Here is a 15,640-nt window from a genome sequence, read left to right on the forward strand (position 1 = left end):
GCGCGCCCGAGCCCTCTGCGAGTCCCTTCATGACGTTGCTCTCGTCCGCCCCGGGCGGCGCCTCGGTCCGCCGGCCGGCCCCGCCCTCACCTCCTCCCGCACGGACCGCACGCCGCAAGCAGTCCGGGGTCGTCCTCGCCGTGCCGGCACTGGTCTGGTACCTCGTCTTCATGGTCGGCCCGCTGGTCGCCATCTTCGTCATCGCGGCCCTGCACTGGCCGGGCATGCTCCAGCCCGTGTCCTTCGCCGGGCTCGACAACGTCCGCACGGTGCTGGACGACCCGGTCTTCTGGGACTCGGTGGGCAACACCGCCACCCAGCTGGTCATCGCCCTTCCCGTGATGATCGTCTGCGCGTACATGCTCGGGTACTACGTCGCGCAGAAGCCGCCCGGCCACCGCGTCCTGCGCTACCTGCTCTTCATCCCCGGCCTGATCTCCACGCCGGCCAAGGCGATGGTCTTCTACGCGGTCCTCGCGCCCGACGGGATGCTCAACGGCGCACTGGACAAGGCCGGTCTGGGTTCGCTCACCGACGCCTGGCTCGCCTCCCCGTCCACCGCCCTCTACTGCCTCATCGTCCTCGACGTGTGGAGCGGCATCGGATTCACCGCCGTGCTCTTCGCCGCCCGGCTCGGCAGCGTGCCGGACGAGATAGGCGAGGCCGCCCAGCTCGACGGCGCCGGCCACTGGCGCGCCATGTGGCGCATCCACTTCCCCGTCATCCGCGACTTCGTCGGCGTCGTGACCATGCTCCAGTTCCTGTGGACGCTGTTCGGCTCCGCGCAGAACGTACTGCTGCTCACGCAGGGCGGCCCCGGAAGCTCGTCGACAACGTTGTCCTTCCTCGTCTACCAGAAGGCGTTCATCGCGGCCGACCTCGGCTACAGCCAGACGGTCGGCGTGGTCCTGTTCCTGGTCGGTCTGGCCGGGCTGCTGACGATCCGTCGCGTCTTCCGCCAGAACTACTGATCGGAGCGGTTCCATGAAGTTCGGAAGGTCCTGGCTGCCGGCCCACATCCTCGCGTGGCTGTACGCGGCGCTGCTGGTGGTGCCCCTCTACTACCTGCTGGTCTCGGCGTTCAAGACGAACGACCAGATCTTCGGAAGTCCCTTCTCCCTGCCCACCTCGTTCTCCCCGCACAACTTCGGGGAGGCGTTCTCCTCCGCGGACCTCGGGCCGGCCGTCGTCAACTCGGTGCTCGTCACCGCGCTGGCACTGGCGCTCACCCTGGCCCTGGCCATTCCGGCGGCCTTCGCGATCGCCCGTACCGAGGGACGCCTCGGCGCCTTCGTGGAGCGGGTGTTCTCCCTGGGGTTCCTGGTCCCCACGTTCGCCGCGCTCTTCCCCACGTTCCTGCTGGCCGCGGCGACCGGACTCTTCCACACCCGCACCTTCATGGTCCTCTTCCTGCCGGCCACGGCGATGCCGCTGTCCGTCGTGATCCTCGTCCAGTTCATGCGGACGATCCCGCGCGAGATGGAAGAGGCGGCGCGGATGGACGGGGCGTCCACCTTCGCCGTCCTGCGGCACATCTACACCCCGATGTGCATGCCCGGGATCGCCACGATCCTCCTCCTGAACTTCCTGACGTTCTGGAACGAGTACCTGTACTCCCTCGTCATCATCGGCCCCGACCCCGAACAGCGCACCGTGCAGGTGGCGCTGCCCACCCTCAAGTCCCTGACCGGCACCGACTACGGCATCCTGACCGCGGGCACGGTCCTGACACTGGTTCCCGTCTGGGTGGTGTACACCGTGCTCCAGAAGCGCATGCAACAGGCACTCGTCAGCGGGGCGGTGAAGATGTGAAGGAACGTCTCAAGGGGCGCACCCAGGAATCGGACGGCACGGCGGGCACACCGCCGGGGCAGCCGGCCCAGACCACCGGCCGGCCCACGATCAAGGCGGTGGCCGCCGCGGCCGGGGTCTCCACCGCCGCGGTCTCCCAGGCCGTCAACGGCACCGGCCGGATCTCCGAGGCCACCCGCCGCCGGGTCCTCGCGGCGGCCGCCGAACTGGGCTGGTCGCCCAGCGCGTCCGCGTCGGCCCTGCGCCGGGCCCGGACCCGCACGATCGCGCTCGTCGTCAGGCGCCCCACGGACGTGCTCGGCGCCGACCCGCACTTCAGCGAACTGATCACCGGCCTGGAGGGCGAACTCGCCCCCCGGGGCTACGGTCTCCTGCTCCACCTGGTCGCCGACATCGCCCAGGAGAACTCCCTGTACGAACGGCTGGTCGCGGAGGGCCGCATAGACGGAGCCGTACTGACCGACGCGCGCGCCGACGACCCGCGCCCGCACCTGCTGCGGGACCTCGGACTGCCCGCCGTCCTGCTGGGCGCACCCGACCCCGAATCACCCGTGCCCGGTGTGGGGCTCGGTCAGCAGGACGCCGGTGTCCGCGAGGCCGTCGCCCACCTGCTGGAACTCGGCCACCGGCGGTTCGCGTACGTCGCGGGCCCAGCCGAACTGGTGCACACCCGGCTGCGCCGCGCCGCCTTCGAGGATGCGCTTGCCGTGGCCGGGCTGAGTCCCGTGGCCGTCCGGCACACCGATTTCACCGAACAGGCGGCCGTCGCCGTGACCGAGGAACTGCTCGCTCTGCCCGGCCGGCCGACCGCGCTGGTCTTCCCCAACGACTCCATGGCCGTCATCGGCATCGGCACGGCCCAGCGCCGCGGACTCCGGGTGCCGCAGGACGTGTCGGTGGTCGGTTACGACAACCTGCCGCTCGGCCGCTGGCTCCACCCCCGTCTGACCACCGTGGACCAGCAGGTGCAACGGGTCGGTGCGGCCGCCGCCCGTGAACTGCTCCTCCGCTGCGGCGAGGACGTGCCGGCACCTGTCCTCGACGGACGCCCCAGCCTGGTCGTCCGGGAGTCGACGGGCCCGTCTCCCGCCGGGTCGTGAAACGTGAGCTCCCCAGACCGCCCCGCCCGCGGCCCGCCCCTCAGGCCCCGCTCCGCCCCGCGGCTCCCGGCCCGCCCCACCGGCCGTTCTCCCGCCGCACCGATCCACCCCCGCACATCGAAGAGGTCAGGACCCGACCATGCGACGCCACAGCGCCCAGCTCACCCACGACTCCGCCGTTCTTCCCTGGCTCGGCGCCAACTTCTGGTCCCGCACCGGCGGTCCGCTCATGTGGCGGAACTACGACCCGAAGACCGTCCGCGAGGAACTGGCCGTCCTGCGCGACCACGGACTGAACATGACCCGCTCCTTCTTCTACTGGCCCGACTTCCACCCGGAGCCCGGCCGGATCGACGAGGAGCTGTGCGAGCGGTTCCGCGACTTCCTGGACGCCCACACCGAGGCGGGGATGGGGACGGTCCCCACCTTCATCGTCGGCCACATGTCGGGCGAGAACTGGGACCCGGCCTGGCGGGGCGACCGCGACCTGTACGAGGACGTGTGGCTCGTCGGGCGTCAGGCCTGGTTCGTCTCCCAGATGACCCGCCGCTTCAAGGACCACCCCGCGGTCACCGGCTGGCTCATCACCAACGAGATGCCGGGCTACGGCCGGATCTACCAGGTCGACCCGCCCTCCAGCGACGTCGTCACCGCCTGGGCGCAGTTCATGTGCGACGCGGTCCGGGCGGCGGGCGGCACCCAGCCCGTCTCGCTCGGCGACGGCGCCTGGGGCATCGAGGTCACCGGCCGCGACAACGGATTCTCGCTGCGGGACACCGCCGAGTACGTGGACTTCGTCGGGCCGCACGTCTACCGCTCCGACACGGACCGGCCGCGCCAGCACTACCGTGCCGCGTTCGAGTGCGAACTCGCCGCGGTGACCGGCCAGCCCGTGGTGCTGGAGGAGTTCGGCCTGTCCACCGACACGGTCTCCGCCGCGAACGCCGGAGTGTTCTACCGCCAGACCCTGCACAACTCGCTGCTCGGCGGCGCCACCGGCTGGATCGCCTGGAACAACACGGACTACGACGACCTGTGGGAGCAGTCGCCGTACGATCACCACCCCTTCGAGATGCACTTCGGCATCACCGACCACACCGGCCTGCCGAAGGAACCGCTGCGGGAACTCGCCGCCTTCGCCGAGGTCCTGAAGCAGGTCGACTTCGCCCGCTGCCGCCGCACCGACGCCGACGCCGCCCTCGTCGTCCCCGCTTTCCTGGAACGCGGCTACCCCTACAGCCGGCCCGCCGACCGCCCGCTGATCTTCACCTCCCTCCACCAGGCTTACGTGGCCGCGCGCGGCGCGGACCTGCCCGTGGCGTTCGCCAGGGAGGCCGACGGACTGCCCGACGACGCCGCGCTGTACCTGCTGCCCTCGACCCGGCAGCTGACCACCCGCACCCGACGCGCGCTGGAGCGCCGGGCCCGCGAGGGCGCCACGGTCTACCTGTCGTTCTGCTCGGGCGAGCACCCGGCGACACGTGGCCCGTGGTTCCACGATCTGGACGGACTGTTCGGCGTGGAGCTCCAGCTCTCCTACGGTGTCGCGGAACCGATCGAGGACGACGTGCTGGAGATGACGTTCACGGAGGACTTCGGCTCCATAGCCGCAGGTGAGACCCTGACGTTCCCCGTCGCCGGGAACGAGGACAGCCGCGCCTACCTGCCCGTCGTCCCCACCGGCGCGCGCGTCGTCGCGACCGACGCGCACGGCCGCCCGGCGCTGCTCCGCCACGAGACGGGCGAGGGCCGCACGATCCTGGCCACCTACCCGCTGGAGCACATGGCGGCCCGGACCGCGCGGGCCAACCCGGAGCAGACACACCGGCTGTACGCGGCGCTCGCCGAACTCGCCGGGGCCGCACGGCCGGTGACGGCCGGATCGCCGTACGTCGCCGCCGACACGCTGGTCCGGGAGGACGGCACCCGCTTCGTCTGGCTGGTGAGCCAGTCCGCCGATGAACTGACCGTCCGCCCGTCGGCGGACGGTGAACTGCACGAGCTGACGGGCGGCGACCCGGTGGTGGACGTGGTGATCGCCCCGTACGGGGTGCGCGTCCTCGAACTGCGCTGACAGGCCGCGCGTCCGGCCCGACCGCTTCGCCCGTCCCGCTCAGCCCGCCCCTGAAAGTGAGCCACCGATGTCCCAGCCGCTCTTCCGTGATCCCGCGGCGCCCGTAGCCGACCGGGTGCGTGACCTCCTGTCACGGATGACGCTCACCGAGAAGGTGGGGCAGGTCAACCAGCGGATGTACGGCTGGGACGCGTACGAGCGCGAGGCCTCGGGCCACCGCCTGACCGATGCCTTCCGCGCCGAGGTGGCCGCCTTCGACGGGATGGGCGCGCTCTACGGGCTTCAGCGGGCCGACCCCTGGTCGGGCGTGACCGCGGCCACGGGTATCGGTGCGGTGGACGGCGCGCGTGTCTCCGACGCCGTGCAGCGGCACGTCGTGGAGACCACCCGGCTCGGGATCCCCGTTCTCCTGGTCGAGGAGATGCCGCACGGTCTCCAGGCACTGGACGGCACGCTGCTGCCCGTCAACCTGGCGGTCGGCGCCACCTGGAACCCGGACCTGTACGAGGAAGCCGCGGCGCTCGCCGCCGCGCAGCTGCGGTCACGCGGCGGCCACGTAGCCCTGGTGTCCGCGCTCGACCTGGTGCGCGACCCGCGCTGGGGGCGTGCGGAGGAGTGCTTCGGTGAGGACCCCTACCTCGCGGCGCGGTTCACGGAAGCGCTGGTGCGCGGTGTACAGGGACCGTCCGGAGCGTCCATCGGCCCGGACCGGGCGGCCGTGGTCCTCAAGCACTTCGCCGGGCAGGGCGCCACGATCGGCGGCCGCAACAGCGCGGCCACCGAGCTGGGCGCGCGCGAACTGCACGAGATCCATCTGGAGGCGGCCCTGGCCGGCGTCAGGGCCGGAGCGGCCGGCCTCATGGCCGCGTACAACGAGTTCGACGGCATCCCGTGCGCGGCCAACAGGGAACTGCTCACCGGCATCCTGCGCGAGCGGTGGGGGTTCACCGGACTGGTGATGGCGGACGGGTTGGCGCTCGACCGCCTGGTGCGGCTGGCAGGCGACCCGGTGGCGGCGGGTGCCATGGCCCTGCGCGCGGGCACGGATCTGAGTCTGTGGGACGCCAGTTTCCCCCGCCTGGAGGAGGCCGTGCGGCGCGGCCTCGTGGACGAGGGCACGCTGGACACCGCGGTCGGCAGGGTGCTCGCGCTGAAGTTCCGGCTCGGCCTGTTCGAGAACCCGTACACCGGGGACCGCACCCCCGCGCCGGGCCCCGAGCAACTGAGCGAGCGCATCGCCCGGGAATCGGTCACCCTGCTCACGCACGACGGCGGGACACTCCCGCTCGGCGAGCGCGCCCGCCGGATCGCGGTCATCGGCCCGAACGCCGACTCCGTGCCGCAGCAGATCGGCGACTACACCGCGCCCCAGCGGCCGGGCACGGGCATCAGCGTCCTCGACGGACTGAAGGCGGCGGCACCCCGGGGCACGGAGATCGTGCACGCCCGGGGGGCCGGTCTCGTGGGCGGCGACCTGTCCGGCCTTCCCGGCGCAGTCGCGCTCGCAGCCGGGGCCGATGTGGCGGTCGTGGTGCTCGGCGGATCGAGCGCCCGAGAGTCGGGAACCCGCTTCGACGCCAACGGGGCAGCGGTCGTCTCCTCGGGCAACCCTGTCGAGATGACATGCGGCGAGGGCGTCGACCTGGCCGAACTCGGCCTCCCACAGGGCCAGTCGGCCCTGCTCGACGCCACCATCGCGACAGGGACACCCGTCGTCGTGGTGCTGGTCCAGGGCCGCCCGCACGCGCTGCCGGACCTCGCCGGCCGGGCAGCCGCGGTGCTGAGCGCCTGGTACCCCGGCCCCTGGGGCGGGCGCGCGGTGGCCGACGTCCTGTTCGGCGCGGCGGACCCCGTGGGGCGGCTGCCCGTCTCGGTGCCGCGCTCGGCGGCGCAGCTTCCCGTTCACTACAACGGGAAGGACCACGGATACCGCGGCTATGTCGACCAGCCCGCGACCGCCCGCCACGTGTTCGGCCACGGGCTGAGCTACACGACGGTCGAGTACGGCACCCCGCGCCTGTCCCGGAGCTCTGTCCCGGTGGCGGAACTCACCCCCGCCGCACCGAACACCACGCATGCCCCACCTCAGCCGCTGGTGTGCACGGTCGGCATCCGCAACACCGGTGCCCGGCCGGTACGGGAGACGGTGCAGCTCTACGTACGCCGGGTCGTCGGGGGCACTTCGTGGCCACGGGTCCGGGAACTGCGCGGCTTCGCCGGGGTCGCTCTCGAACCCGGGGAACGGGCCGAGGTCTCCTTCCCCCTGGAGGCACGGACCCTGGCCTCCGTCACGCGCGACCTGGAGCGGGCCGTGGAGCCGGGCGAATTCGAGGTGGAGACGGGCCCGTCCTCCGACCGGACCCGCGGTGCCCGGCTCACCGTCCTGGCCGACGGGCTCGACTGACCACCGGCGCCGACGCCGCGGCACCGTTCTCCGTGTCGTGGGGGAGCGGGGCCGTGGCAGTTGACGCGCGAGCGGTGGCCCTTACCGGTAGGAGGCCGGGTCCACCGGCTCGTCGGTGTTCTCGGACGCGATCAGGAAGGGCCAGCAGTCCGGGCGCGAACCGTCGAGGTCGGTGAAGCCGTACTCCTGCGCGAGTTGACCGCTGGAGAGCGACTCGCCGTTGCGGCGCGCGACGTCGGCATCGGCGGCCAGAGCTGCCACCGCCCGTCCGACGTAGGCAGGGCTCTCCGAAATGGCGAACAGCGGCACCTTGGCAAGCGCGTCGCGCCAGTTGTCCTCCGCGACGCCGAACGCGTCGAGCATCATCTCGGAGCGAAGCCAGCCCGGAGTCAGCGCCACAGCCGTCCCGCCGTGCTCCTTCAGTTCGTGCGCGAGCACGAACGCCATGCGCAGCACACTGTTCTTGACCAGGTCGTAGAAGTACGAGTTGCGGTAACGCCCGGCGTTGTACGCCGCCGTTCCGTCGGTCATCTCGACCACCAGCCCGCCCGGCCGGCGGATCAGCAGCGGCAGCACGAAGTGACTGGTGATCGCGTGGGTTTCCACGCCCAGCCGGAGCAGGCGCAGCCCCTTGTCCAGATCGTGCTCCCACACCGGTTCGTCGAACGCGAACAGCTTCTCGCCGCCCCAGATGTCGTTGACGAGAACATCGAGCCGGCCCTGCTCGGCGTCGATGCGCGCGGCCAGTGCGCGGACCTCCTCGGGCACCAGGTGATCGGTCGGCACGGCGATGCCGGTTCCGCCCGCGGCGGTGACGCGCTCCGCGGTCTCCTCGATCGTCTCGGGCCGGTCGTACTCCGAGCGCCGCTCCCGCGTCGTGCGCCCGGTGACGTAGACCGTCGCGCCCGCGGCCCCCAACCGGACCGCGATGCCGCGCCCGGCTCCCCGGGTGGCCCCCGCGACGAGCGCGATCTTCCCGTGGAGGTCCGGTGCCGATGTTCGAGGCGTGTTTCCCATGGAGTTCCTTGTCTGTCAGAGCTTGGCCCGGCCGGCGTCCGTCGTCGACGCCGACCGGTGTCACCATGCTCGACATGCTCGACCGGAAACCCGACATCCTGTGTCGTGTTTCTGCGGGAAGGTTCCGCAGAATCCGGGCCGACCGCGGGTCAGACCCGGTCGGCGGCGATCAGGAGGTACTGGAAGGAACCGTCCCTGTAGGAGTTGATGAACGCGTCCTCGATGCCCGTCACCAGCGACGACGTGGCCCGCAGCTCCCAGTAGGGCAGCGTGTCGGGAGTGAGGTCGATGACGGCCTGCGGCACGAGCCGGTTGTCGGCCATGGCCCGCAGGTACTCCCGGCGCGAGTGGATGTTGCACTCGAAGTGCGCGTTGATCTGCGAGACCCACTTCGAGGGCTGGCCGTACCGCGGATTCCAGCAGCCGGTGATGGTCACGTAGCGGCCGCCGACCGAAAGGACACGGGAGTGTTCGGCGAAGAGGTCGTCCAGGTCGACGTACATGCTCGACTCGTTGTTCCACGAGGCGGCCGCCGACCCGGTTTCGAAGGGCGTGGCGAGCATGTTGCAGACACGGGCCCGGACGCGGTCCTGGATGCGCAGTTCCCGGGCGCGGGTGTTGGCGAAATCGGCCTGCTTGGCCGACAGCGTGACACCTTCGACCTTGCACCCGAAGCGCTGGTGGGCCATCACCATCGAACCGCCGCGGCCGCAGCCGGCGTCCACCAGTGTGTCGTCGCTCCCGATGTCACCGAGGTGCCCCAGCAGGACATCGGCCTGGGCCGACTCCAGCCGGTGGAGCTCGGCGATCAGCCGCTTCTCGCTCGCGCTGTCCTCGGTGTCGCCGAGCGCCGAGTGGTCGACCTCACCGATGCCGTAGTGGTGGTGGTAAAGGCCGTCGACATCGCCGAGGCGCAGGTTCACGGGCCTGGCCTCCCCGTCCCAGTAGCGGGCGATGTCTCCCTGGTACGGGGTCGTCGGGCCGGGAATGCGCAGGGCGGTGGAGGTGAGTTCGGTGTGCGTCACAGATGATTCCATTCTCTTACCAGAAGTCGGGCAGGCTGTAGCGATAGGTGTTGGACCGGTGCCAGTGGTGGTTGCCGTCCACCCAGGCGGCCACTCCCCGCAGGAAGCGCTGCACACCGGGTACCGGGCAGGCGACGGCAAGCGCCGCTGCCTCGGTCTCGAAGTCGTGCATGAGCTCGTTGTGGACCTCGACCGATTTCAGATACGCGTCCCGGTCGGAAAGGCCCTCCCGTTTCGCGATCACGACGGGAAGGTTCAGGTGCTGGCCGGGGGAGTCGAGTTCCTTGGTGTACGAGTACAGGTCGTTCACGATCGTCGTCGCGTTTCCCGCGAGAGCGATGACCTTCTGCATGTCCGCCCGGGCATGCAGGTCCGCGGGCAGTTCGTACCCGCCGACGGTGTCCGTGATGGTGGGGCAGGGGCGGAAGTTGTTGAACTGGCGCATCGCCAGGTACTCCCACACCTCCGGTACGTGGTCCTGCTGGGCCCAGGCCGCTTCGGCGAGGTACCCCATGTGCAGCCGCGCCATGTCGTGCCGCAGCCGGTCGGCCTGGGATGGGCCCGCCGCCCGGACGAAGTACTCCATGGCCGAGCGGTACGCGCGCCGGGGCGCGTCCGCGCGGAGCGACTCCGTCCACTGCGGCTGGTACTCCTTCGCCGTGTACAGGGGGTCCAGGGCGGTGTGCGCCAGCAGCAGGCGCTCGCCAAGACCGACGGGCGACCCGCCGTGGTCCTCGCAGTAGCAGTCGTCCACGGCGTTCTCCGCGACCATCAGCCGGGTGGCGAGCATCAGATGGTCGATGCTGGGCGCGTCCGGATGACAGCCGACCATGTACCGCCCCACGGAGAAGCCGTCGAACTGGTCCTCCCACTCCTCCGGATACAGGGCGACCTCGTCCAGCGCCCAGGCCTTGATCCGCCGGCTGACCTCCTCGACCCGCACCGGGTCGGGCTCGGGGATCGGGTGGTAGTACAGGCCCGGGACCGGCCGGCCATCCGCCGTGGCCACGGCCGGCTCCGAAGGCGTCGGCGGCTCCTCCCGCCGGAAGAGACGGAGCCCCGCCGTTCCCAGACCGCTGGGGCCGCGCAGGATCCGTTCCAGACCGGTGCCCCTCCCCGCCACCCCGGCGGGCGGGGTGGCGGAAGCAGCGGGCGCGGGTGGCGGGGTGGCGGAAGCAGCGGGCGCGGGTGGCGGGACCGCCGGCGGTGCGGGCGGAATAGGCAGGCCGACCGGGCCGCCGGTCGCGGCCTTGATGTCGCGGGCCCGGCTCGCGGCGTCGGACAGCACGTGCGCCCCGAAGCGGGAAGCGGCCTCCGGCAGGTTCGATTGCGGCGGTGTCGGCTCAGGCGCGGACATCCATGACTCCTCGGTGGGTGGGTGGGCGGCTGTTCCGAATCCCACCGGGCACATGCGGACGTTGCCGGGCGGCTTCGAGGGCGTCACACATGTCTCGGCGGGCCGGATCCGCTACTTGGGCCAGCGCGCGATCTGGACGTTCTCCAGCACCCCGACCGCGTCCGGCACGAGGATGGCGGCGGAGTAGTAGGTGCTGACGAGGTAGGACGTGATCGCCTTCTCGTCGACGCCCATGAAGCGCACCGACAGGCCCGGTTCGTACTCGTCCGGGAGCCCGGTCTGATGCAGCCCGATGACGCCCTGGTTCGCCTCACCGGTACGCATCACGAGGATCGAGCTCGTCTTCTCCTTCGTGATCGGGATCTTGTTGCAGGGGAGGATGGGAACCCCGCGCCACGCGGGCACCTGTTGGCCGCCGAGATCGACGTGGTCCGGGTACAGCCCGCGCGCATTGAACTCACGCCCCAGCGCCGCGATCGTCCGGGGGTGCGCGAGGAAGAACTTGGAGCCCCGGCGGCGGCAGAGCAGTTCGTCCATGTCGTCCGGGGTCGGCGGGCCGGAGTGGGGCTGGATGCGCTGCTTGAAGTCGGCGTTGTGGAGAAGGCCGAACTCCCTGTTGTTGATCAGCTCGTGCTCCTGGCGCTCGCGCAGCGCCTCGACGGTGAGCCTGAGCTGTTCCTCGGTCTGGTTCATCGGCCCGTTGTAGAGGTCGGCGACCCTGGTGTGGATACGCAGAATGGTCTGGGCGACCGAGAGTTCGTACTCGCGCGGATTCAGCTCGTAGTCGGCGAACGCGCCCGGGAGTTCCTGCTCCCCGACGTGGCCGGCCGACATCGCGATCTCCGCCTCACCGCGATGGTTCTGCCGCTGGCGGGAATGCGATGCGAACGATTCGACGTGCTCTCGGAGAGCCGGCGCCGTGGAGAGCACGGCGGCGAAGTCGGCGCGCGACAGCGTGAGCAGAGTGCCCGAGGTCTCGGCGGTGGCGGTCTGCTCCCACCGCGCGTCCTCGTCCAGCAGCGCGTTCTCCCCGAACCGGTCGCCGTCGGCGAGCACGTCCAGAACGACCTCGTCGCCGTAATTGCCGACCGTGGTCTGGCCGATGCGCCCGTGAGCGATGAGATGGAGCTCGTCCGCGGGCGCCCCGCGCTCGACCAGCGTCTCTCCCGTACGGAAGTCCCGCTGGACGCACCGATCGGCAAGGGCGGTCAGCACCTCCACGTCGTCGAAGCCGCGCAGCAGGGCCAGTTCGCCGAGTTCCCGCGGGATCACCCGGACTCCGGCACCGTCCTGGACGAACTCGACGACTCCGTCGCCGACGGTGTACGTCAGGCGGCGGTTCACCCGGTAGGCGCCGCCCTTGGTCTCCACCCAGGGCAGCATCCGCAGCAGCCAGCGGGAGGTGATCTCCTGCATCTGCGGGGCGGACTTGGTCGTGGTGGCGAGGTTGCGGGCAGCCGCCGTGCCCAGACTGGACTGCTGGGGCAGTTCCAGTCGTACGTCCGCACTCGGTTCAACAGTCATCGGGACAAGCTCTCCTTGGTCAGGACGGCGACGTGCGTATGCGGACGCCGCCGGGCAAGAGGAGGAAAAAGGGTTGTAGGGACGGGAATCCGCCCAGATCCACGAGAACCCTAAGGGCCGCCCCCGGCCCCGGACCAAGGGAAATCGGTGACATTAACTCGATACGATGATCGCGTGCGCCCGATGTTTGTCCGGGTACCCGCAGGATTGAGCCGCGATCGAGGGTGCGTCCCGGAGAGCGGCCGGATCGGCCTCCCGCTCGGGGCGGGTGAGCCGAGGGTCGGCAGAAGCGGGGCACAGCCGCACTGTTGCGGGGCAGTCGGGCAGGACGGGGCGGCTTCCCCGCGGCAGCCACACTCCGCAGCTAGCACGAACGGTCTCGCGGCACTACGTCGGAAACGCGACAGCGAGCAGCCCGGCGACGAGCCGGCAGGGTGTGAGATGCGCGATCGTGCGCCCGACGCCGACCGGGGCGAGCGCCGCCCCCGTGGCCGTCTCGCACGGGCCCGAGCTGCTACGACTGGCCGAGGGGAAGCTCGAATTCGTGGTGGGCCGAGGAGATGTGCAGGCCGGCGAGGGGCAGCGCCTGGCGTAGTGCGGTGGCTTCCTGGAACTCGAAGATGTTCAGTTCGGTGACGTGGGGGTGGTCGCGTTGCAGACGGGTGACGAGTGCCGAGATGACAGCGGCGAGGGTGTGCGGGCCGGCGTTCCGGTGGTGGATCGATTCCGCGGCGTTGAGGTAGGCCATGGTTCCCTCGACGCGGGCCGAGACATCTGCCTCCGATGTCGCCAGCGTGAGATCGGGCCCAGGGATCAGCCGCACGAGAACATCGGGCAACCCGACAGGGGCCCGCCAGGTGGCCGGGTCGGTGCTCCAGGTGCGGGCGTATTCGGCCTGCGTGCGGGCGAGCAGAGCGGTCGCGGCACGTCCCTCGGGGCCGGTGTCCGCGCCGCCCCAGCGCAGGAACTCGTATCCGGCCCGCTGGGCTGCCCGGGCGGCCTGTCGGCAGAGGCTCTCGACCATGATGAACTCCTCGCCCGGCGGCGCGAGCAGATCGTAGCTGCCGTTGGTGATGCGGCGGACCTCGCGCGGAACGTACAGGGCCTGCACGCGCGCCGCCCCGTCCCCACCCTGTTCGTCCTCGAACACCCAGCCCCATCCGAGCAACACACCGTCGCGACGGGCCACCGCCGAGCCGATCGTCCGGGGCCGGGGCGCCTCGTCGGTCAGATCGGGCACCGGTGCCCCGACGGACTCGAACATCTCTGCCGACAGTCGGGATGCCACCTCGGGCCTGCCGTCCCAAGAGATGGACATTTCGGAACTCATGCCCGAAGCGTACGGATCGGGACCCGGATCGGGCGGGAACCGGCGCCCCAGCTGGGCGAGGTCATCTCGCGGCCCGGTGTCTACGGCCGCCTCTGCCGTGCCGTCGTCGGCCGCCGCTCAATCAGCCGTGAAACCGAAGGAGTGCCTGATCCATGACGCCTACGCATCGCTGGAAGCATCTGATCGAGGGCCGGCTCAGCGAGGCGGCCGAGGTGTTCGGCGCCGTCCCCGGCGTCCATGGCCTGATCGTCGGCGGCGGCAGTCCCGGACGCGATGAGCCGATATCCGACAACGATCTCCTGCCTGTCTACGTCCCCGTCCCCTCGATCGACGCCGTTCTCGATCGGCAGCTGTCCAGACCCCTTCTCCGGTGATCAGTAGTCGGCGCGGGACGCCGCACGGGCCGTGAATCCGATGACCAGGACCCGGCGCCCCCGGGTGTGGCCTGCGCGGCTGTCGGCGTGAGCAGCCGCTGCCTCGCTGAGCGCGTACGACTTCTCGACCGGGATGTGGAGCCTGCCCCGCGAGATGAGATCGACGGCCTCGGCGAGCGCGTCCGGCACGCTCCCCGCCACGCCGGAGAACCGAACGCCCAGCCGCGGCGCTCCGAGGTCGGCGATGGAGACGACCTTGCGCGGGTCCCCGGTCAGTTCGACGAGTTCGCGGATCACGCCCGAGCCGGCCAGGTCGAGGGCCGCGTCGACCCGGCCCAGGTGCCGCACCCGTTCGACCCACCCCTCGTCGTAGGTCGTGGCGAGGGCGCCCAGGCCGCGCAGGTAGTCCTGGTTCGCCGCCCCGGCCGTGCCGATCACCGTGATGCCGCGCGCACGGGCGATCTGCAGCACCGCCGACCCGACGCCGCCGGACGCGCCGCTGACCAGCAGCGTCTGCCGGGGCCGCACGCCCACCTCGCGGATAATGCGCACCGCGGTCTCCACCACCGACGGATACCCTGCCGCCTCCTCGAAGGGCAGTCCCTCGGGCATCCGGGCCCAGGCCGACAGCACGGCGAACTCGGCGTACGTGTCGGCGCCTTCGCCGAACACCCGGTCGCCGACCTCGACTCCGTCGACGCCCTCGCCGACCTCGTCCACCACCCCGGCGGCGTCCAGCCCGACCCCGGCGGGCAGTTCGACCGGATGGGCTCCCAGGACCTGGCCCTCCCGGATCCTCCAGTCGACCGGGTTGACCCCCGCCGCCCGTACGGAGATGCGTATCCGACCGGGAGGCGCGTGGGGCTCCTCGGCCTCCACCAGTCGCAGGACCTCGGGACCGCCGAACTCGGCAAAGCTGATTTTCCTCATGCGGTCGACGATAGTCCTAACCGTTAGTGTTTCGCAACGGTTAGCTATTCATAGCTGGTAGTGTCATCGTCATGATCGAGCCCTCCGGACGCCGCGAACGCAAGAAGGCTGCGACCCGTCAGAAGATCGCTCACACCGCGCTGAGCCTTTTCCTGGAGCACGGCTACGAAGCCGTGGGCATCCGTGACGTCGCGACCGAGGCCGACGTGGCCGTCACCACCGTCTTCGCCCACTTCGCCTCGAAGGAGGCGCTGGTGTTCGAGCGTGACCCGGACTTCGAGCAGCGCCTCACACGGGCGGTGACCGAACGCCCTGCGCACGAGTCGCCCGTCCCGGCGCTGCACCGCGAGGTCCAGGCCCTCGTGCGGCACTGCACGGCGGAGGGCAGCGCCCCCGTCCGGCGCATGATCGAGGGATCACCCGCCTTGCAGGAGTACGAGGATTCGATGGGCCTGCGTCACGCGCAGGCGCTGGCGGCGGCGTTGGCCGCCGATCCCGGCCTGTCCCGGAGCGTGACCGCCTGCCGGGCGATCGCGCGATTCGCCATCGACGCCTACGCGCTGGCCTGCCGGGCGGACGACCCCGAGGCCACGGTGGACGAGGTCTTCCGGATGATCGAGGCGGCGTGGGAAGCCACCGCGCCCTGAGCCGACGTGCGTCGGGGGGCGGGCGCCGAGTGCGTGACGGCAGCCG

General features: G+C 71.0%; 13 protein-coding genes. 7 read left to right on the forward strand and 6 right to left on the reverse strand.

Annotation, left to right across the window (positions count from 1 at the left end; genetic code table 11):
• Positions 1-29 precede the first annotated feature (29 nt).
• From OG408_RS38870 to OG408_RS38890, 5 genes are all read left to right on the forward strand, one after another.
• Complete coding sequence (locus tag OG408_RS38870; protein ID WP_285565431.1) at positions 30-971, forward strand: carbohydrate ABC transporter permease; 942 nt, start codon at positions 30-32, stop codon at positions 969-971.
• Between the two features lie 13 nt (positions 972-984).
• Positions 985-1,812, forward strand: coding sequence for a carbohydrate ABC transporter permease (locus OG408_RS38875; protein WP_285565430.1), 828 nt, complete (start codon positions 985-987; stop codon positions 1,810-1,812).
• Between the two features lie 98 nt (positions 1,813-1,910).
• Positions 1,911-2,912, forward strand: a complete 1,002-nt coding sequence (locus OG408_RS38880; RefSeq protein ID WP_326674667.1) for a LacI family DNA-binding transcriptional regulator — start codon at positions 1,911-1,913, stop codon at positions 2,910-2,912.
• 139 nt (positions 2,913-3,051) lie between these two features.
• A complete protein-coding gene (locus tag OG408_RS38885) occupies positions 3,052-4,986 on the forward strand; it encodes a glycoside hydrolase 5 family protein (RefSeq protein ID WP_285565429.1) in 1,935 nt (644 codons plus the stop codon).
• A gap of 67 nt (positions 4,987-5,053) precedes the next feature.
• Complete coding sequence (locus tag OG408_RS38890; RefSeq protein ID WP_326674220.1) at positions 5,054-7,390, forward strand: glycoside hydrolase family 3 N-terminal domain-containing protein; 2,337 nt, start codon at positions 5,054-5,056, stop codon at positions 7,388-7,390.
• Positions 7,391-7,471: 81 nt separating this feature from the next.
• On the opposite strand, the gene OG408_RS38895 is transcribed toward OG408_RS38890, so the two are convergent.
• From OG408_RS38895 to OG408_RS38915, 5 genes are all read right to left on the reverse strand, one after another.
• Positions 7,472-8,407, reverse strand: a complete 936-nt coding sequence (locus tag OG408_RS38895) for an SDR family oxidoreductase (RefSeq protein ID WP_326674221.1) — start codon at positions 8,405-8,407, stop codon at positions 7,472-7,474.
• A 149-nt stretch (positions 8,408-8,556) separates the two neighbouring features.
• Positions 8,557-9,432, reverse strand: coding sequence for a geranyl diphosphate 2-C-methyltransferase (locus tag OG408_RS38900; RefSeq protein ID WP_285565426.1), 876 nt, complete (start codon positions 9,430-9,432; stop codon positions 8,557-8,559).
• 16 nt (positions 9,433-9,448) lie between these two features.
• Entirely contained in the window at positions 9,449-10,789 is a 1,341-nt protein-coding gene (locus OG408_RS38905) for a family 2 encapsulin nanocompartment cargo protein terpene cyclase (protein ID WP_326674222.1), read from the reverse strand.
• A 111-nt stretch (positions 10,790-10,900) separates the two neighbouring features.
• A complete protein-coding gene (locus tag OG408_RS38910) occupies positions 10,901-12,313 on the reverse strand; it encodes a family 2B encapsulin nanocompartment shell protein (protein ID WP_326674223.1) in 1,413 nt (470 codons plus the stop codon).
• Between the two features lie 514 nt (positions 12,314-12,827).
• Positions 12,828-13,643: a hypothetical protein gene (locus OG408_RS38915; protein ID WP_326674224.1), complete on the reverse strand. Its 816-nt coding sequence runs from the start codon at positions 13,641-13,643 to the stop codon at positions 12,828-12,830.
• Positions 13,644-13,795: 152 nt separating this feature from the next.
• On the opposite strand from OG408_RS38915, the gene OG408_RS38920 reads away from it, so the two are divergent.
• The gene (locus OG408_RS38920) at positions 13,796-14,017 is read left to right on the forward strand and encodes a hypothetical protein (RefSeq protein WP_326674225.1); all 222 of its coding nucleotides are present in this window, start codon (positions 13,796-13,798) and stop codon (positions 14,015-14,017) included.
• Here OG408_RS38920 and OG408_RS38925 read toward each other — a convergent pair whose 3' ends face one another.
• Positions 14,018-14,947 carry an NADP-dependent oxidoreductase gene (locus OG408_RS38925; RefSeq protein WP_326674226.1) on the reverse strand — a complete coding sequence of 310 codons (930 nt, stop codon included), beginning with the start codon at positions 14,945-14,947 and terminating at the stop codon, positions 14,018-14,020. It lies immediately after the preceding gene.
• A 71-nt stretch (positions 14,948-15,018) separates the two neighbouring features.
• Here OG408_RS38925 and OG408_RS38930 point away from each other — a divergent pair, with 71 nt between their 5' ends.
• Positions 15,019-15,594 carry a TetR/AcrR family transcriptional regulator gene (locus tag OG408_RS38930; RefSeq protein ID WP_326674227.1) on the forward strand — a complete coding sequence of 192 codons (576 nt, stop codon included), beginning with the start codon at positions 15,019-15,021 and terminating at the stop codon, positions 15,592-15,594.
• The last annotated feature ends 46 nt before the right edge of the window (positions 15,595-15,640 follow it).

The organism is Streptomyces sp. NBC_01257, assembly GCF_035917255.1.
In the GTDB taxonomy this organism is placed as follows: Bacteria; Actinomycetota; Actinomycetes; order Streptomycetales; family Streptomycetaceae; genus Streptomyces.